Source organism: Brevundimonas sp. NPDC007368, assembly GCF_042869015.1.
Lineage (GTDB): Bacteria > Pseudomonadota > Alphaproteobacteria > Caulobacterales > Caulobacteraceae > Brevundimonas.
This window is the reverse complement of the sequence record NZ_JBIAFA010000001.1, coordinates 599,371-615,249: the sequence shown is the minus strand read 5'-3', so window position 1 is coordinate 615,249 and position 15,879 is coordinate 599,371. Positions and strand designations below refer to the sequence as shown.

At 67.6% G+C, this 15,879-nt stretch carries 19 protein-coding genes; 6 read left to right on the top strand and 13 right to left on the bottom strand.

Annotated elements, in window-relative coordinates; genetic code table 11:
* Positions 1-58: 58 nt before the first annotated feature.
* The gene (locus tag ACFYLW_RS03075) at positions 59-529 is read left to right on the top strand and encodes a DUF6789 family protein (RefSeq protein WP_390182786.1); all 471 of its coding nucleotides are present in this window, start codon (positions 59-61) and stop codon (positions 527-529) included.
* A 76-nt stretch (positions 530-605) separates the two neighbouring features.
* Here ACFYLW_RS03075 and ACFYLW_RS03070 read toward each other — a convergent pair whose 3' ends face one another.
* The 10 genes from ACFYLW_RS03070 to ACFYLW_RS03025 form a co-directional block, all read right to left on the bottom strand.
* Entirely contained in the window at positions 606-1,121 is a 516-nt protein-coding gene (locus tag ACFYLW_RS03070; protein ID WP_390182785.1) for a F0F1 ATP synthase subunit B, read from the bottom strand.
* Position 1,122: 1 nt separating this feature from the next.
* Positions 1,123-1,704: a hypothetical protein gene (locus ACFYLW_RS03065; protein ID WP_292083988.1), complete on the bottom strand. Its 582-nt coding sequence runs from the start codon at positions 1,702-1,704 to the stop codon at positions 1,123-1,125.
* A gap of 88 nt (positions 1,705-1,792) precedes the next feature.
* A complete protein-coding gene (locus ACFYLW_RS03060; protein WP_207822907.1) occupies positions 1,793-2,017 on the bottom strand; it encodes a F0F1 ATP synthase subunit C in 225 nt (74 codons plus the stop codon).
* A 56-nt stretch (positions 2,018-2,073) separates the two neighbouring features.
* Positions 2,074-2,859, bottom strand: a complete 786-nt coding sequence (locus ACFYLW_RS03055) for a F0F1 ATP synthase subunit A (protein ID WP_292083989.1) — start codon at positions 2,857-2,859, stop codon at positions 2,074-2,076.
* Between the two features lie 15 nt (positions 2,860-2,874).
* The gene (locus tag ACFYLW_RS03050) at positions 2,875-3,207 is read right to left on the bottom strand and encodes an AtpZ/AtpI family protein (RefSeq protein WP_390182784.1); all 333 of its coding nucleotides are present in this window, start codon (positions 3,205-3,207) and stop codon (positions 2,875-2,877) included.
* 209 nt (positions 3,208-3,416) lie between these two features.
* Positions 3,417-4,085 carry an SMC-Scp complex subunit ScpB gene (scpB, locus tag ACFYLW_RS03045; protein ID WP_390182783.1) on the bottom strand — a complete coding sequence of 223 codons (669 nt, stop codon included), beginning with the start codon at positions 4,083-4,085 and terminating at the stop codon, positions 3,417-3,419.
* A 147-nt stretch (positions 4,086-4,232) separates the two neighbouring features.
* Positions 4,233-5,060, bottom strand: a complete 828-nt coding sequence (locus ACFYLW_RS03040; protein ID WP_292084261.1) for a ScpA family protein — start codon at positions 5,058-5,060, stop codon at positions 4,233-4,235.
* A gap of 4 nt (positions 5,061-5,064) precedes the next feature.
* Complete coding sequence (gene nagZ, locus ACFYLW_RS03035; protein ID WP_390182782.1) at positions 5,065-6,114, bottom strand: beta-N-acetylhexosaminidase; 1,050 nt, start codon at positions 6,112-6,114, stop codon at positions 5,065-5,067.
* 10 nt (positions 6,115-6,124) lie between these two features.
* Positions 6,125-6,925, bottom strand: coding sequence for an SPOR domain-containing protein (locus ACFYLW_RS03030; protein WP_390182781.1), 801 nt, complete (start codon positions 6,923-6,925; stop codon positions 6,125-6,127).
* Positions 6,926-7,004: 79 nt separating this feature from the next.
* The gene (locus ACFYLW_RS03025) at positions 7,005-8,192 is read right to left on the bottom strand and encodes a deoxyguanosinetriphosphate triphosphohydrolase (RefSeq protein WP_390182780.1); all 1,188 of its coding nucleotides are present in this window, start codon (positions 8,190-8,192) and stop codon (positions 7,005-7,007) included.
* A gap of 103 nt (positions 8,193-8,295) precedes the next feature.
* Between ACFYLW_RS03025 and ACFYLW_RS03020 the strand changes: the two genes are divergently transcribed.
* The 3 genes from ACFYLW_RS03020 to ACFYLW_RS03010 all read left to right on the top strand — a co-directional run bounded on the left by ACFYLW_RS03020 (position 8,296) and on the right by ACFYLW_RS03010 (position 10,016).
* On the top strand, positions 8,296-8,649 hold the full coding sequence (locus ACFYLW_RS03020; RefSeq protein ID WP_390182873.1) for a HesB/IscA family protein: 354 nt from the start codon (positions 8,296-8,298) through the stop codon (positions 8,647-8,649).
* A 43-nt stretch (positions 8,650-8,692) separates the two neighbouring features.
* Positions 8,693-9,082, top strand: a complete 390-nt coding sequence (locus tag ACFYLW_RS03015; RefSeq protein WP_390182779.1) for a hypothetical protein — start codon at positions 8,693-8,695, stop codon at positions 9,080-9,082.
* Positions 9,083-9,164: 82 nt separating this feature from the next.
* A complete protein-coding gene (locus ACFYLW_RS03010) occupies positions 9,165-10,016 on the top strand; it encodes a neutral zinc metallopeptidase (protein WP_390182778.1) in 852 nt (283 codons plus the stop codon).
* Between the two features lie 4 nt (positions 10,017-10,020).
* Here the strand turns inward: ACFYLW_RS03010 and ACFYLW_RS03005 are convergent, their stop codons facing one another.
* Positions 10,021-10,965 carry an aspartyl protease family protein gene (locus tag ACFYLW_RS03005; protein ID WP_390182777.1) on the bottom strand — a complete coding sequence of 315 codons (945 nt, stop codon included), beginning with the start codon at positions 10,963-10,965 and terminating at the stop codon, positions 10,021-10,023.
* A gap of 154 nt (positions 10,966-11,119) precedes the next feature.
* Between ACFYLW_RS03005 and thrC the strand changes: the two genes are divergently transcribed.
* Positions 11,120-12,508 (top strand): threonine synthase, encoded by a 1,389-nt coding sequence (gene thrC, locus ACFYLW_RS03000; RefSeq protein WP_390182775.1) that lies wholly within the window; start codon positions 11,120-11,122, stop codon positions 12,506-12,508.
* A 3-nt stretch (positions 12,509-12,511) separates the two neighbouring features.
* Here the strand turns inward: thrC and ACFYLW_RS02995 are convergent, their stop codons facing one another.
* Complete coding sequence (locus ACFYLW_RS02995; protein ID WP_390182773.1) at positions 12,512-13,453, bottom strand: DUF5996 family protein; 942 nt, start codon at positions 13,451-13,453, stop codon at positions 12,512-12,514.
* A gap of 169 nt (positions 13,454-13,622) precedes the next feature.
* Here ACFYLW_RS02995 and ACFYLW_RS02990 point away from each other — a divergent pair, with 169 nt between their 5' ends.
* The gene (locus tag ACFYLW_RS02990; RefSeq protein ID WP_390182772.1) at positions 13,623-14,906 is read left to right on the top strand and encodes a hypothetical protein; all 1,284 of its coding nucleotides are present in this window, start codon (positions 13,623-13,625) and stop codon (positions 14,904-14,906) included.
* An 8-nt stretch (positions 14,907-14,914) separates the two neighbouring features.
* Here ACFYLW_RS02990 and ACFYLW_RS02985 read toward each other — a convergent pair whose 3' ends face one another.
* Entirely contained in the window at positions 14,915-15,877 is a 963-nt protein-coding gene (locus ACFYLW_RS02985) for a homoserine kinase (RefSeq protein ID WP_390182771.1), read from the bottom strand.
* Positions 15,878-15,879: the final 2 nt, after the last annotated feature.

Below are 15,879 nucleotides of genomic sequence, written 5' to 3'. Positions count from 1 at the left end.
GGCGTATGCTCATCCTCGCGTAGTCAAAAAGCAGATGGCGTTGGGAGGCGCTTTTCTCATGATGTCACGCGTAAAACAGGGAATCGCCGCCGGCTTTGCAGCCACCGTCGCGGTCTCCATTCTTGAAGCGGCGAACCTGCTGTTCGCCAAGATCTTCGATCCCTTCCCCGAAATCGTCGCCCGCATGTTCCAGTTGGGCGACAACCTGATGGCGGGGTGGGCCATCCACTTCGTCATCGGTTCCCTGGTCATGGGGCCGCTGTTCGCGCTTCTCTATGCCCGGCTGCCGACCAAGACCCCTGAAACCAAGGGCATCCTGTTCGCGGTGGCGGCCTGGGTGGCGATGATGCTGATCATCAGCATGATGGGCGATCCGCGCACCTTCTCGGGCAGCGCCGGCTTCGGCACCTTCGGCTGGATGCTGATCACCCACATGATCTTCGGCGGGGTGATGGGCAATGTCTTCGCCCGCTTGCTGGCCCGCGAGAAACGCGCCGCCGGCTTCATCCACGGTGCCCCCGCCCACTAAGGAGGGCGTACGTCTGGAATGCAAAAGGCCCCGCCGTCGCCGGCGGGGCCTGATGTGCTTGTCACTGTAACCGCGGTCAGTTCAGCTTGTCGCCGATCTGGGCGATGGCGGCGTCGATCAGCGGGTCCGACTTGGCGGCGGCCAGACGGGCGGTCAGGATATCCTGAGCAGCCTTGGCGGCCAGGTCGGCGGCCACAGCCTTGACCTCGGTCGTGGCCTGGGCCTCGGCCTGGGCGATACGACGCTCGGCCAGGGCCTGACGACGGGTCAGGGCCTCTTCCAGCTTGGCCTTGGCCTCGGCCTCGATGCGACGAGCGTCGGCTTCGGCGGCGGCCAGCATGTCAGCGGCCTGGGCTTCGGCTTCGGCCTTCTCCTGACGGATCTGGGCCAGCATGGCTTCGGCTTCGGAGCGCAGGCGAGCGGCTTCGTCCAGTTCCGACTGAATCTTGGCTCCCTTGTCGTCCAGGGCCTTGGCGACCATTTTCGGCACGCCGGCGGCGATGACGATGGCCACAAAAATCAGCAGGCCGACCAGGACCCACAGTTCAGCGCTGCCGAGGCTCCAGAAGCCCGGCTCCATGAACATGTTCATATCAGGCGGCTCCCTTGACGGCGGCGGCGACTTCAGCGGCGGTCGGGGCCTTGCCCGTCAGACGCTCGATCATGGCGTGAGCCGTGTCGGCGGCGACGGTCGAGACATGAACCATGGCGGCGTCGCGGGTCTTGGCGATGGCGGCCTCGGCTTCGGCGATGCGCGCCGAAACGACGGCTTCTTCCTGGGCCTGACGCGCCTGAGCTTCCTCGGCGACGCGGGCCTTGGCGGCGACGGCGGTGGCGCGAGCCTCGGCCCGGGCCTTTTCGACCTCGGCCTTGGCGGCTTCGGCCTGACCGGCGGCTTCGGCCTGAACCGAACGCGCGGTGGCGACCGCCGATGAAATGGTCTCGGCCCGTTCGTCAAGCACGCGACGCAGACGCGGCGCGAAGACCTTGGCGATCAGGATGTAGAGAATGACGAACAGGAACAGCAGGTAGACGATCTGCCCGCCCCAGTGGGCGAAGTCGAACTGCGGCAGGCCGCCCGATTCGTGATGGGCTTCCGGAACCGCCGTCTCGGTGTGCAGATCCGCCTCAACCGAAGGCGGGATCGCAGCAATAGGGGTAGGTGTCGTGGCCATAACCGTGCTGTCGAAAATCAGAATGAAGGCGGCGCCGCGGACCCCAGGCCCAGCGGCGCCGACTCGAAAAGGCGTTCGGGTGAACCGATCAGCCGAAGATCATCAGGACGCCCAGCACGAAGGCCAGGATGCCCAGGGCTTCCGCCAGGGCGGCGCCGACGAACAGGTTGCCGACTTGGCCGGCGGCGGCCGACGGGTTGCGCAGGGCGCCCGACAGGAATTGGCCGAAGATGTTGCCCACGCCGACGGCCGAGCCGATCATGCCGAGGGTAGCCAGACCGGCGCCGATGTACTTGGCGGCTTCAGCGTCCATGATGTGTATCCTAGAGTTGGAGTTTGGAGGTTGGGGTTTAGAGACTGGTCCAGCCCTTAGTGGGCGTGGTCCAGGTTGACCACATCATTGAGATAGATGCAGGCCAGAACGGCGAAAACGAAAGCCTGAAGGAAGGCCACGAGGAATTCCAGAGCCGTCAGCGCGACGACCATGCCCAGCGACAGAGCGGCGACCGGGAAGGCCAGCAGGTTCAGCCCGCCGCCCATGGCCAGAGCGCCCAGGGAGACGACGAAACCGGCGAAGATCTTCAGCGCCACGTGACCGCCCAGCATGTTGCCGAACAGACGAAGGGCCAGGGTGACCGGACGCAGCAGGAAGGAGACGAACTCGATCAGGCCGACCACAGGGCGCAGCGCCAGCGGCGCGCCCATGGGCCAGAACAGCTTGAAGAAGCCCAGACCGTTCTTGGCGAAACCGACCACGACCACCAGGCCGAAGGTCAGGACCGCGAAGGTCACCGTCACAGCCAATTGCGAGGTGGCGGTGAAGGTCATGAACATGCCGAGGATGTTCATGATCAGGATCAGGGTGAACAGGGTGAAGATGAAGGGGAAATACTTGCGCCCCTCGTGACCGATGATCGAGTCTGTCAGGTTGTCGATCATGCCGAACAGGCTCTCGCCCGCCGCCTGCAGGCGCCCCGGCACGACCTTGGCGCCAGAGGTGACCATGGCAAGGAAGCCGACCACCAGGATGAAACCCAGGGTCATGGCGATGTGCGAATTGGTGATGGCGAGATCAACCACGCCCACGCCGGGCAGCGTGACGTCAGGAAGGTCCACGACCTTCTGGATCTGGAACTGGTGAATCGGATCGGCCATGGGGCCTTTCGCTCCTTAGTCTTTCTCGCCGGCTTCCTCGAAGGGGATGGCCTCAGCCTGTATCCCCGCCGCCTTAGCCTGCGCCATCAGCCGATTGGCCGTCCGGCGCGCCATCCACAACGACAAGGCGAAGCCCAACAGGACCCCGCCGATCAAACCCCAAGGCGCCGTGCCGAACACACGGTCGACGCCGAATCCAATAGCAATCCCTACGATCACGCCGCCGAGCAATTCGGCGATGATCTTGTAGGCCTGGCTCGTCACGGCATGCGCCGAGATTTCCGCCGACCGGGCGTTGGCCGTCCGCGCCTCAAGTTCGGATGCGCTCTTGGCGAGGCGTGCGATCACCTCTTCGCGCGATTCCTTCGTAGGAGACATGGTTGCTTCGCCCAGCGCCCGGCGAGAACGCCGAGAAGGTCTGAATTCGGCGCGGAACCTATAGACCGAGGGGCGGAAGGTCAAGACGCGGAAACCGACTGCCAAGAACCTGAAAATTCAACATTTATTGCTGGTTCCGTCTCGGCCGTGGCGATGCGTCGCTGCCTGTAGCGCGACTCTCAGTCCTCGCTGACGAAATCCTGGGCGAACTCGGGCGACGCCTCGTCCAGCGCCGTCAGCAGATCCTCGCCCTCGCTGTCGCCGCTGCGGGTCGGATCCGGGACTTCGAAGCCCACGGGGATCGACAGATCCAACAGGCCCGCCGCCTTCATCTCCTGCACGCCCGGCAGGTCGTAGAGACTGGCCAGGCTGAAATGCTCCAGGAAGCGATCGGTCGTGGCGTAGGTGACAGGCCGACCCGGCGTGCGCCGACGCCCGCGCAGCCGCACGAAGTCCATCTCCAGCAACAGGTCCAGCGTCCCCTTGGACAGGGAGACGCCGCGCACGCTCTCGATCTCGGCGCGGGTGCAGGGCTGGTGATAGGCGATGATGGCCAGGGTCTCGAGCGCGGCCTTGGACAGGCGGCGCGGCTCCTCGCGCTCCTCGGTCATCAGGAAGGCCAGGTCGGCGGCGGTGCGGAAGCGCCAGCGGTCAGCCACGCATTCCAGCTCGACTCCGCGCCCCTGATAACGTTGGCGCAGGGCGGCGATGGCCCGGCCCGCGTCGGCGCCTTCAGGCAAACGGCGCGCGATCTCGGCCGCCGACAGGGGGGCGGCCGCGGCGAACAACAGGGCCTCGACCCGGCGTTCGATCTCGGCGTCGTCGGGTTTGAAGCTGAGGTCAGACATCAGCACACCCAATCCCGCTCATCCCGGCGAAGGCCGGGATCCAGATTATGGGGCGTGAAGGCTTGCAGGACGGGTCTGCGAAAAACGAGCACGAGAGTTCTTGCATCTGGGTCCCGGCCTTCGCCGGGATGAGCGAATGGTGGGGGCTCACGGCGTCAGTTCCAGCGGTTGGCCGAAGCCCCGGCGTTTGAGGAAGAGGTCGGCGAAGGCCTCGGCCTGGCGCACGTCCATGGCCCCCTCCTTCACCAGCTCAAGACTGGCCGACAGGGTGGAGGCGGTATAGCTGGCCTGGCTGGGCCCCTCCCCGTCTTCGTCCTCGCGGGCGGGCGCCACCTGATCGAGCGGCGTCCAGTCGGCCAGGCGCGGCATCATGGAACGCAGCCAGTCGCGCGCGGCCTCCAACTGGAAGGCTTCGACCCGCTGACCGGGCGCATAGTTGCGGCGCTCCTCGCGGCGACGCTGGGCCACATAGGCGGCCATCAGCTCATAGAGGCTGGCGTCCACGCGATCGGACGGGATGATGACGGTGGCTTCGGGATCGCCGCGAGTGAAGACGTCGCGCTTCAGCTGGGGGCGGCTGGTGATGGCCTCAACCGAGCGGCGCATGGCCTCCAGCTTTTGCAGGCGAAACGCCAGGGCTGCGGCCATTTCCTCGGCCGGCGGCTCCTCGGCCTTGCCCTTCTCATTACGGGGCAACAGCAGACGCGACTTCAGATAGGCCAGCCAGGACGCCATCACGAGGTAGTCCGCCGCCATGGCGAAGTTGCGCCGCCGCGCCTCGTGAACGAAGGCCAGATACTGTTCCGCCAGCTTGGTGATGGACAGCTTCAGCAGGTCCACCTTCTGCGTGCGCGCCAGCGCCAGCAGGACATGCAGCGGTCCTTCATAGCCTTCCAGATCGACGACGAAGGCCTCGGCGGCTTCAGCATCATCGACGGCGGCGAAGTCCAGATTGGGCTGGAACGCCTGATCCATCATGTCAGGCTTGCGCCTCGCCGACATCGGGGCCTTTGGCGGCGTCGAAGCGCCCGCTCAGGGCCGCCTCCAGCCGGGCGCGTGCCTCAGGGACGTCCAGAGGTTCGGGCGTGTGGACGATACGCTTGAGCGAGGCCTCGGCGCGGCGCCTGGCCTCGCCCTTCAGCTTGCCGGTCCCTTCGGCCACCTGACGCATTTCAGCGAGGTCGCCGTTGCAATGCAGGATGACGTCGCAGCCCGCCTTCAGCGACTGTTCGGCGCGTTCGGTCAGGGTCCCCGACAGGGCCTGCATCGACAGATCGTCGGACATGATGAGGCCAGAGAAGCCCAGATGCTCGCGCATCAGGCGGATGCCCTTTTTCGAGGTCGTGGCCGGACGTTTGGCGTCGACGGCGGTGAAGACGACGTGGGCCGTCATCGCCATCGGCATGTCCGACAGGGCCTTGAACGGGGCGAAGTCCCAGGCGTCCAGCGTTTCCAGATCCGTCTCGACCACCGGCAGGTCGTGGTGGCTGTCGGCGAAGGCGCGGCCGTGGCCGGGGATGTGCTTGATGATGGGCAGGACGCCGCCCGCCAGCAGACCTTCCGCCGCCGCCCGACCCAGCTGGGTCACGGTGGCGGGGTCATGGGCATAGGCGCGGTCGCCGATGATGTCGTGGGCGCCCGGCACCGGCACGTCCAGCACCGGCACGCAGTCCACGTTGATGCCCAGTTCGCGCAGGTCGTGGGCGATCAGCCGCGCGCCCAGACGCACCAGTTCGCGCGCCGCCATCGGATCATTGACGGCCTTCAGATAGGCCGAGCCGGGCGGATATTTGGGCCAGTGCGGCGGGCCGAGACGCTGCACCCGGCCGCCTTCCTGATCGATCAGGACGGGGGCGTCGGCGCGGCCCACGCTGTCGCGCAGATCGTCAACCAGCGCCTTGACCTGGGCCGGGCTGTCCACGTTGCGGCGGAACAGGATGAAGCCCCAGGGGCGGACCTCGGCGAAGAAGGCGCGCTCCTCCGCCGTCAGCCTGTGGCCGGAACACCCGTAGATGGCGGCGGAGGTCATCAATCAGGCCTTAGCGGACGATGCAGTCGCGGCCAGCGGCCTTCAGCGCGTTGCAGAAGGCCACAGCGCGATCGCGGCTCATGCCGGTGAAAGTGGTGCGATAGACGGTCGAGCCGTTGGCGGCGGTGACTTCCTGCACGCGCTTTTCAGCGCCCGAGGCGAACGAGCCGAAGCGGGCGGCGACGGCGGCGTACTCACGGTCGGCGATGGCGGTCGAAGAGAAGGCGCCGATCTGCACGCCCGACGATCCACCGGCGGCGGCCGGAGCGGCCGGCGCAGGCGTCGCCGGAGCCTTGACGGCGGGGGCCGGGGTCGCGGGAACGGGCTTGGCGGCGACCGGGGCGGCCGGCTTGACCACTGCCGGGGCGGCGGGCGGCAGAGCCGTGGGCGCGGCGGGCAGAGGCTGGGGCGCCGGGCGCGGCTCGACCGCTTCCGGCTCGGGGGTGAAGGTCGGCGCGGCGCCGACGGCTTCGCCGCCGTCGCGATAGACGCGCACGCCGGCTTCCGGGTCGATCGGCTGGGCGTCCAGCGGCGCCTCGACCTTCATGCTCTCGACCGGCGTGCCGACGGCGGGCGGGGCGTCGGTCGATGAGCGCACGCCCGAGCGATAGAAGACCACCACGGCCACGATCAGCAGCAGCAGGACGATGGCGCTGATGATCAGGGTGATCGGCGGCGACTTGGAGGCCGGGGCGCGACGGGGATCATAGCTGCGACGCTCGAACGGCAGGTCGTCGTCGGTGGGCGGCGTATAGGCCCCCCGCTCGCGGCCGGCGTTGGGGTTGCCTCGGTGATCGTCGTCGTAGGACATGGGTCGCGCTTTCTGGATCGGCCCCGCGCGAATCGGCGCCGGGATGCATCATTCTAGCCCGCCCGTGGCCGCTTTCGAATCACAGATCAAGCGCCAGGTCGAGGCTGAACAGCTTGCCGTGCACCTCGATGGCGTAGCGGTCGGTCATGCCGGCGATGTAGTCACACACCGCCCGTGCCCGCTTGACCGGGTCCTCCGACATCGCCGGGGCCGACCATTCGGGCGGCATGACCTCGGGCTCCTCCATGAACAGGTGGAACAGCTGCGACAGGACGCGGCGCGCCTGGCTGCGGGTGCGGTTGACCCGATAGTGGCGATACATCCGCTCGAACAGGAAACGGCGCAGCACGCCCAGGTCGGCCATCATGCCGGCTGAGAACTGCACCATCATCTGCGGGGCCAGGCGTACGTCCTCGACGGTGACGATGCGATGCTCGGCGAGGCGCCGCTCGGTCTCGGCCAGAACGTCGTCGACCATGATGCCGATCATGCGGCGCACGGCCTCCAGACGCACCATGCGGTCGTCCAGGGCGGGCCAGTCGCGGCGCACCTCGGCCAGACAGGGCCCGATCAGCGGCACCTCGGCCAGATCGGCCAGGGTGAAAAGCCCCGCCTGCACCCCGTCGTCCACGTCGTGGTTGTTGTAGGCGATGTCGTCGGCGATGGCCGCGCACTGGGCCTCCAGCGAGGCGAAGGTGTCGAGGCGCAGATCCCAGTTGGCCGCCCCCCCCGGCGCATAGGCCGCCACCGTCTTCCACGCCGGGTCGTCCAGGTGATGCATCACCGGGCCGTTGTGCTTGATGACGCCCTCGACCGTCTCCCAACTCAGGTTCAGGCCGGGGAATTTTGGATAGCGGACTTCCAGCTCGGTGATGACGCGGAAGCTCTGGACGTTGTGGTCAAAGCCGCCGTAGTCGGCCATCTGGGCCTGAAGTTCGTCCTCGCCCGCGTGGGCGAAGGGCGGATGGCCCAGGTCGTGGGCCAGGGCGATGGTCTCGGCCAGGTCGTCGTCCAGCCGCAGGGCGTGGGCCAGCGACCGGGCGATCTGGGCCACCTCCAGACTGTGGGTCAGGCGGGTGCGATAGTGGTCGCCCTCGTGCGCCACGAAGACCTGGGTCTTCTCCTTCAGGCGGCGAAAGGCTGTGGCGTGAATGATGCGGTCACGGTCGCGGGCGAAGGGGGTGCGGGTGCGGCTGGCGGGCTCAAAGACGTGGCGGCCGCGGCTGGCGGCGGGGTCTTCGGCGAAGGACGCGCGGGTCTGGCTCAAGGCGGACAGCACTTCTATTGCGACACAGGCCTTTGCGAACGCCTGTCAGCTCCTCATATAGAGAGCCGTGAGCACCGTCCAATCCACAGAATCAGTCCGCGACCTGTCGCTTTCGGTTTCCCCCCGCGCCCCGGAAGGCATCGTCCTGGCCGAGAGCGCGGCGAAACGTCTGGCCAGGCTGGCCGAGGTCGAGGGCAAGCCGGTCATGCTGCGCGTCGCGGTCGACGGCGGCGGCTGCTCGGGCTTCCAGTACCGGCTGGAACTGGTCGACGCGCCCCAGGCCGATGATCTGGTCGTGCGCCGCGACGGTCAGGCGGCGGTGATCGACCCGGTCTCCATCCCCTTCCTCAAGGGCTCCGAGATCGCCTTCGTCGACGAACTGGCGGGGGCGCAGTTCGTGGTGCGCAACCCCAACGCCTCGTCCAGTTGCGGCTGCGGGGTCAGCTTCGCCATCTAGGGCCACGCTTGGCGGACGCCGACCGGGCGCCCATGTTTCGCCCATGCGCCGCCTGATCCTCACGACCCTGCTTCTGGCCGCCGCGCCTCTGGCCGCGAACGCCCAGACCTGGCCCGGCTGGCCCGGTCCGCCGCCGCCCGGCTACGACCCTGGCTCGGCCATCGCCGACCAGCACCGGATCGAGATGGACCGCCTGCGCAACCAGGCCGCCGAGCGCGAGGCGTTAGCCCAGCAGCAGCGGTTGCAGACGCAACTGACCATCCTGCAGCTTCAGGCCGCACGCCAACCGACGCCGCCCATGCCCCCGCCGACCGCCTATGTCCGATCGCCCGAAGAAGCGCGGCAGGCCCGCGAGGCCCAGACCGCCCGGCGCGAGGAAATGACCCGCAGCGTCACCGAGATCGACGCCTGGCTGGACCGCCGCCCGCACTGAGCCTTCGTTACAATTGCATCCCTTCCCCGCTCCCGGCGTTTTCGCCTAGCTTGGGGCGGGATTTCAGGGCGGAGACGACATCATGCGTTGGCAGGGCGGACGGCGCGGCGGCGGCATCGAAGACCGGCGCCGCATGGGCGGCGGCGCTGTGGCCGGCGGCGGCATCGGGGTTCTGGTGCTGGCGGCCATCGGCTATTTCGTCTTCGGCATCGATCCCAACACCACCCAGCAGGTCGCCAGCCAATTCGGCGGCGCCAGCCAGTCCGAACAGGCCGGCAAGATGGGCTCGCCCGACGATCAAGCGGGCCAGTTCGTCGAGGTCATCGGCTCCAACATCAACGACGTCTGGAAGACCAAGCTGCGCGGCTACACCCCGCCGACCACCGTCCTCTATGAACAAGGCACCTCGACCGGCTGCGGCTTCGGCCAGTCGGCCATGGGCCCCTTCTACTGCCCGGCCGACCAGAAGGTTTACCTGGATCTCGGCTTCTGGCGCGAGATGGAGACCAAGCTCGGGGCCTCGGGCGCCGACTTCGCCAAGGCCTATGTCATCGCCCATGAATTCGGCCACCACGTCCAGACCCTGACCGGCGCCAGCGAACAGGTGCAGCGCGCCCAGCAGGCCGCGCGCTCACAGGCCGAGGGCAACAAGTATTCCGTCGCGCTGGAGCTTCAGGCCGACTGCTACGCCGGGGTCTGGGCCCGCAACGCCGCCGCCGTGTCCGGCGGTCAGGTGGCGCTGGAGCCGGGCGATCTGGAGGAAGGCATGAAGACCGCCCAGGCCATCGGCGACGATGCGCTGCAACGTCGTGGCGGCGGCCGCGTCTCGCCCGAAAGCTTCACCCACGGCTCCTCGGCCCAGCGGGTCGAGTGGCTGCAACGCGGCTATCAGACCGGCGATCCGGCGTCCTGCGACACCTTCAAGGGGCTGTGACGCCCTAGCCCACCGTCAAGTCCATCTGGGGCGAGACGTGCAAAAGCCCTCGCCCCAGGTCCAGGCTCACGTCGCGATCGTCAAACGCCGCCATGCCCAGCAGGGCGTCGGGATAGTTCGGCAAGGGCGAGTCGGCGAAGACCGGCGTCGCGACCCCGCGCCACAGGTCGTCGCCGAAGGTGACGGTCCGCGCCTCGATCACCCGCGCCCGCGCCACGCCGCCCAGAACGATGCTGGACCCGGCGGTCTCGGGCCGACCGTCCAGCAGGCCCGCCGCCTCGGCCGCGCCCTGGCTGAGGGCGATCAGGGACGAAAAGCCCGTATCGACCACCGCCCGCAGAACCGCGCTCTCAATCGTGACCTCGGCAGTCAGCGCCGTACCGCTGCGTCTGACCGGAACCTGACGCAGAGCGGGCGAGACGACATGGCCGCCCGGATCGGCAAACCGTGCCCGACGGCGCTTCATGTCCAGTCCCAGCACCGCCTCGCCCAGTAGATCCTGCCCCAGCACCAAAGGTGCGCCGAGCCCCTCCGCCGAGGCGATAGGCCCCAGATCGAGGATGGCCGCCCGCAGCGCGCCGACGCCCAGCGACCCGATGCTCAGGTCCAGCGTCACGCCGCGCCCCACCTGCGGCTGACCGCCGACGCCATAGGCCACCAACGGCATGTCGAAGAAGGTCGTCAGGCCCAGGGCCTCGACCAGGGCCCGGTCGATCACCGAATACTGGGCGCCGCTGTCGATCAGGGCGGTGACCTCGCGTCCGGCGATCCGCACCCGCACCGTCGGCGTGGCGGCGTCCGCGACCACGAAGGACGACCAGCCGCTGGTCCCGCCCTCGGGGAAGGTCAGGCGGGGCCGCCGCCAGATGACATGATCCTTCAACCACAGGCCGCCGCCCACGGCGGCCGCGGCGGCGCCCGCGCGGATCAGGAAGGAACGGCGTCTCATGGTCCCTGACATGGACCGGACAGCGGCGAGACGCCAGCCCCGCCGGCGCCGCACGCCCCGCATCGCCATCTTGTTGCGCAAAATCGCGAAATCGCCTTCGCAAGCGCAAAATAATCATGACGAAGCGCCGAACGACGGCTAGAAACGACCCGACATGACCGCCTCCCCTGACCGCTATCTTTCGACGCGCGGCGACGCCGCCCCGACCAGTTTCGCCGACGCCCTGCTGCGCGGCATCGCCCCCGACGGCGGCCTCTACATGCCGCAGGCCTGGCCGACCCTGCCCGCCGACGCTGCGCGTCCCGGCCGGACCTATGCGGAGATGGCGAAAGAAGCGATTTCGCCCTTCATCGGCGACGCCCTGCCCGCCGGCGCGCTCGACCGCGCCCTGGACCGCCTGACGCGCGGCTTCGACCATCCGGCGGTGACGCCCCTGGTCGAGCTGGAGCCGGGCCTGTTCGTGCTGGAGCTGTTCCACGGCCCGACCGCCGCCTTCAAGGATCTGGCGATGCAGTTGGTCGCCGCCCTGTCGGACGAGGCCCTGGCCGCGACCGGCCAGAAGCTGACCCTGCTGACCGCCACCAGCGGGGACACCGGCGCCGCCGCCGTGCGCGCCTTCGCCGGCGCCGAGCGCATCAACCTGGTGGTGCTGCACCCGCTGGACCGCGTCTCGCCGGTGCAGCGCAAGCAGATGACCACGGTCCAGGCCGACAACGTCCTGAACCTGGCCGTGCGCGGCGACTTCGACGACTGCCAGCGTCTGGTGAAAGGCCTTCTGGCCGAGGAGAGCCTGCGCGAAGGCCGCCGCCTGTCGTCGGTCAACTCGATCAACTGGGGCCGTCTGGCGGGCCAGATTCCCTACTATGTCTCGGCCACGGCCCAGCTGGGTCAGGCGGCGACCTTCGTCGTCCCCACCGGCAATTTCGGCGACGCCTTCGCCGGCATCGCCGCCAAGAAGATGGGCTTGCCGGTCAAGGGCTTCGCCGCCGCCGTCAACCAGAACGACGCCCTGGCCCGCGCCATAAACCAGGGCGTCTATGCCCGACGCCCCGCCGTCGAGAGCGGCAGCGTGTCGATGGATGTGCAGGCCCCCTCCAACTTCGAACGCCTGGTCTATGAAGCCTCGGGCCGCGACGCCGAGGCCACCCGCGCGGTGTTCGAGACCTTCGCCCGCGACGGGTCCGTCACCCTATCGCCTGACCTGCTGGCCGCACTGAAGGCCGAGGTCTCCGCCGTCTCCATCGACGAGGCGACGACCAAGGCCGAGATCGCCCACGCCCACGCCGCCTGGGGCCGCGTCGTCTGCCCGCACACCGCCGTGGCCCTGGCCGCCGCGCGTCAGCTGGACCGCGCTGACGGCCCGGTCGTCGCCCTGTCGACCGCCCACCCGTCCAAGTTCGGCGCCTTCGTCTCGGACGTCCTGGGCTTCGAGCCGGAACCCGCCCCCGTCATCCGCGCCCTGGGCGACCAGGCCGAGCGCCTGACCATCATCGACAACACCGCCGAAGCCGCCCTGGCGGCGGTGAAGGGTTTCGCGAACTAAGGACTACCCCACCAGACGCGGATGGCGCGGCGTGCCGCGCGGACATTCCAGCGCCTCCCGGTCCCAGGCCGCCAGATCGGCGGCGGCCTCGTAGGTGGATTCCAGAAAGGCGCAGACGGCGGCGTCGGGGTCGTCTGCGGCCCTGACCGCCGCATAGGGCAGGACGAACTCGCCCAGCCCGGCGTCCCAGTGCGCGGGCGGTGCCACCGCCGCCGCCTCGAACCCCGCCGGCGCGGGATAGGCATAGGCGTAGAAGGCCGGCTCGCGCCCCGGATCGCCGGGCCAGAAGCCCGCGCTGGCCACCTCGTGCGAATAGGCCTCGCGCGTGACTGCGTCGGGCAGGTTCGGCACCCCGCCCGGATGCAGGGGCGCGGGCCGTCCCGAGAACCGCGTCACCGCCAAATCGAAGGCACCCCAGAACAGGTGAACCGGGCTGCACTTGCCCAGAAACCCGGTGCGGAACAGGTTGAAGACCCGGTCGACCTGCACCAACGCCCGCCAGTAGTCACGCGCGACCTCGGGATCATAGTGTCGAAACCGCTCATCCAGCGGAAAGGGCGTCGCCTCTGCCATTTCATCCGGCGTCAGGTCGATGTGGCAGGCCACGCCCAGGGCGGTCAGGGCCTCCTGAACCTCGGCGTAAAAGTCGGCCACCGTCCCGGATTTCAGCACGATCCGGCGCTCGCCCCCGTCGCTGACTCGGATGATCAGGGCCCCGGCGACAAGGTCGAACTCCATCGAAAACCCGACCGCGCCGTGCGGCATCAGGCCGGTCGTCAGCCCCCGCGCCGAAACCCGCAGCGTCACGTGCCAGCCGTGGTTCAGCCAGGGCGTCTGCGACAGCCGCGTCTTGCCGACGATCTGCGCCCACAGCTGCAACGTCTCCATCGTCGGCCACAGCCGCGCCGCCGACAGTTCGGGCCATGCGTCCGCGCGCGCCGCCATTCTCAGCCTCCTCGCTGCCCCCTGCCTCAAAGGCCCTCGCGGCGAGATCGTTGCATGAGGCCGAGCCGACTTCCGGGAGCAGCGCTGAGGTTGCCCCTCTCGTTTAGGTCTCCCCGGCCAAGCTTACGTGTGCATAATCTTGTTCGTTGAGCGATCAGTGGGGAAGCATATGACTTACGAAAATCTGGAAGTCCTCGACCTGAGAGTAAATCAGGCAAACGACCGCCACGGAGAGGTGCTCAACGAAGACCTCGCCATTGCTGAGCTATTCCGCCTTCATGACGGTCAAATGCGCACTCTGGCGGCGGATATTGCCGCTGTCGGCGCGGTATATGAACCTCCTCTGGTAATGCCCGTGGATGGCACCTACGTCGTTTTCGACGGCAACCGGAGAGTGACTTGCGTGAAGTTGCTCCTCAACCCTCAACGCGCACCAACCGCTGAATTGAGAGCGCACTTCGCTGAACTACATGAGCAGGCGCTCGAACGCCTTCCCGATCATTTGACGTGCCAAGTTGAGCAAGACCGAAACCTCATCGACAACATCCTTTTCCGCCGACACACAGGGTCGCAGAAGGGAGTGGGACAACTCGGATGGAATGATCGCGCCAAGCTGAATTTTGTTGAGCGCACGGGGCAAGGCGGTGGCATCAATGTCGCAGCCGAGATCGAGCGCCTGCTAGATCAAGCGAACCGCCTTCCGGAAGGCAACATCCCTTGGTCAACTCTGACTCGACTTCTATCCTCCGAAGAATTTCGCAATCGCGCCGGCATCAGCACGGCAGGGCGACGGTTTCGCCTAACTCATGAAGACGGCGCAGTCACTGACGCTCTCCATAGGATTGCTAGCGACCTGTCCAATCAGATCGTCACCCTTGGCGACCTGTGGAACAACGAAGGAAAACGTTCTTACCTCAACCGCTTGCAGGGCGAGGGCGTCCTGCCGGTGGAAGATGAACGCCTGCCAGAACCCGCCGCCGCCGGAGGAGCAGTTAGACAGCCGAGGCGCAATCCACCTCCTCCACGGCTAGCGGCGACTTTCATCCCCGGCGACGCACCCCACATTCAATGGGTTGCCGCACAACAGCGCGTGCGAGCGATATGGGAAGAGTTGCAATCGGTCACGCTCAGAGACCATCCCAACGCCACTTCGGCCCTAATGAGGATTCTCATGGAGTTGGCGGTCGAGAGCTACATCCATGAGCATGGACTGAACCCGCCCGACAATCTGGCCCGGAAAGTTGGCGCAGTCTCTACCGACCTACTTAATCGTCAGTTGATCGACCGAGCCTACTTCGATGAACTAGAACGGATTCGACAAAATGATCAGTTGATCTCCGTTGCGAGCATGCAGCGCTACATCCACTCACCGGATTTTGCGCCAATGGAGACTGAACTGAGAACCTATTGGACAAGACTCGGCCGATTCCTAGTGGCGGCGCTCAATCGCTGACAAGCCCCCTAAACCACCTCCGCCGCCTTCCAGTAGTCCAGCCGCCGGAAGAAGGGGGCCGGGTCCTTGGGGGTGACCAGGTTGGCGGGGTCGTGGAACAGGCGGTCGTGCAGGCGGGTCAGGGTGAAGCGCACCGCCGCCGCCGCGCCCAGCCCCGGCAGGGCCTCCGCCTCGGCGGGCGTCAGGGGACGCACCGATTCATAGCCCTTCTGGAAGGCGCGCAGGGCCGAGTGCATGGGGCGGCCCTCAGCGTCGAAGCCCCAGGCGCTGAGCGCGATGGCCAGATCATAGGCCAGGACGTCGGTGCAGCCGAAATAGAAGTCGATCACCCCGCCGACGTCGCATTGGCCGTGCTCGTTGACGGCGAACAGGACGTTGTCCGGAAAGTAGTCGGCGTGGATCGGCCCGCGCGGCAGGGCGGGATCGCTCCACGGCTCGGCCAGACGCGGCAGCAGGGCCTTGATCTGATCCAGCATCTTGCGGTCCACGCCCTTGGCGGGGCCGTCGCAGCGCGCGGCCAGCGCCGCCCAGGCCTCGGGTCCGACCGGGTTCTGGCGCTCGACCGCATAGTCGGCGGCGTCGAGGTGCAGCAGGGCCAGCACTTGCCCTGCGCGATATTGCTCCTTGTCCGAGGGCTGGCGCTTCCAGGCGCCGGGCGCCCAGTTCAAAATGGCGGAGGCGCGGCCGTTCAGATGGCCGATCAGCTCGCCCTGTCGGTCCGCCACCGGCGACGGCGTCGGAAACCCGCGCGCCGACAGATGCCGCGTCAGGCCCAGGCAGAACGGCAGCGACGCCGCGTCCGTCCGCCCCTCGAACAGGGTTAGGACATAGGCGCCGGACGTCGTCTCCATCTTGTAGTTGGTGTTCTCGACCCCCTCGGCGATCGGCATCAGCGCGACCAGATCGCCCAGGGGGTAACGCATGAGATAGTCAGCGGCCTGATCCGGCGTGACGGGCGTGAAGACAGCCATAT

Bases quoted from the DNA above. Each gene is read 5' to 3' on its own strand.
- ACFYLW_RS03075 (WP_390182786.1), top strand. From the start codon at position 59: ATGATGTCACGCGTAAAACAGGGAATCGCCGCCGGCTTTGCAGCCACC.
- ACFYLW_RS03070 (WP_390182785.1), bottom strand. From the start codon at position 1,121: ATGAACATGTTCATGGAGCCGGGCTTCTGGAGCCTCGGCAGCGCTGAA.
- ACFYLW_RS03065 (WP_292083988.1), bottom strand. From the start codon at position 1,704: ATGGCCACGACACCTACCCCTATTGCTGCGATCCCGCCTTCGGTTGAG.
- ACFYLW_RS03060 (WP_207822907.1), bottom strand. From the start codon at position 2,017: ATGGACGCTGAAGCCGCCAAGTACATCGGCGCCGGTCTGGCTACCCTC.
- ACFYLW_RS03055 (WP_292083989.1), bottom strand. From the start codon at position 2,859: ATGGCCGATCCGATTCACCAGTTCCAGATCCAGAAGGTCGTGGACCTT.
- scpB (WP_390182783.1), bottom strand. From the start codon at position 4,085: ATGTCTGACCTCAGCTTCAAACCCGACGACGCCGAGATCGAACGCCGG.
- ACFYLW_RS03040 (WP_292084261.1), bottom strand. From the start codon at position 5,060: ATGGATCAGGCGTTCCAGCCCAATCTGGACTTCGCCGCCGTCGATGAT.
- nagZ (WP_390182782.1), bottom strand. From the start codon at position 6,114: ATGACCTCCGCCGCCATCTACGGGTGTTCCGGCCACAGGCTGACGGCG.
- ACFYLW_RS03030 (WP_390182781.1), bottom strand. From the start codon at position 6,925: ATGTCCTACGACGACGATCACCGAGGCAACCCCAACGCCGGCCGCGAG.
- ACFYLW_RS03015 (WP_390182779.1), top strand. From the start codon at position 8,693: ATGCGCCGCCTGATCCTCACGACCCTGCTTCTGGCCGCCGCGCCTCTG.
- ACFYLW_RS03010 (WP_390182778.1), top strand. From the start codon at position 9,165: ATGCGTTGGCAGGGCGGACGGCGCGGCGGCGGCATCGAAGACCGGCGC.
- ACFYLW_RS03005 (WP_390182777.1), bottom strand. From the start codon at position 10,965: ATGAGACGCCGTTCCTTCCTGATCCGCGCGGGCGCCGCCGCGGCCGCC.
- thrC (WP_390182775.1), top strand. From the start codon at position 11,120: ATGACCGCCTCCCCTGACCGCTATCTTTCGACGCGCGGCGACGCCGCC.
- ACFYLW_RS02995 (WP_390182773.1), bottom strand. From the start codon at position 13,453: ATGGCGGCGCGCGCGGACGCATGGCCCGAACTGTCGGCGGCGCGGCTG.
- ACFYLW_RS02990 (WP_390182772.1), top strand. From the start codon at position 13,623: ATGACTTACGAAAATCTGGAAGTCCTCGACCTGAGAGTAAATCAGGCA.
- ACFYLW_RS02985 (WP_390182771.1), bottom strand. From the start codon at position 15,877: ATGGCTGTCTTCACGCCCGTCACGCCGGATCAGGCCGCTGACTATCTC.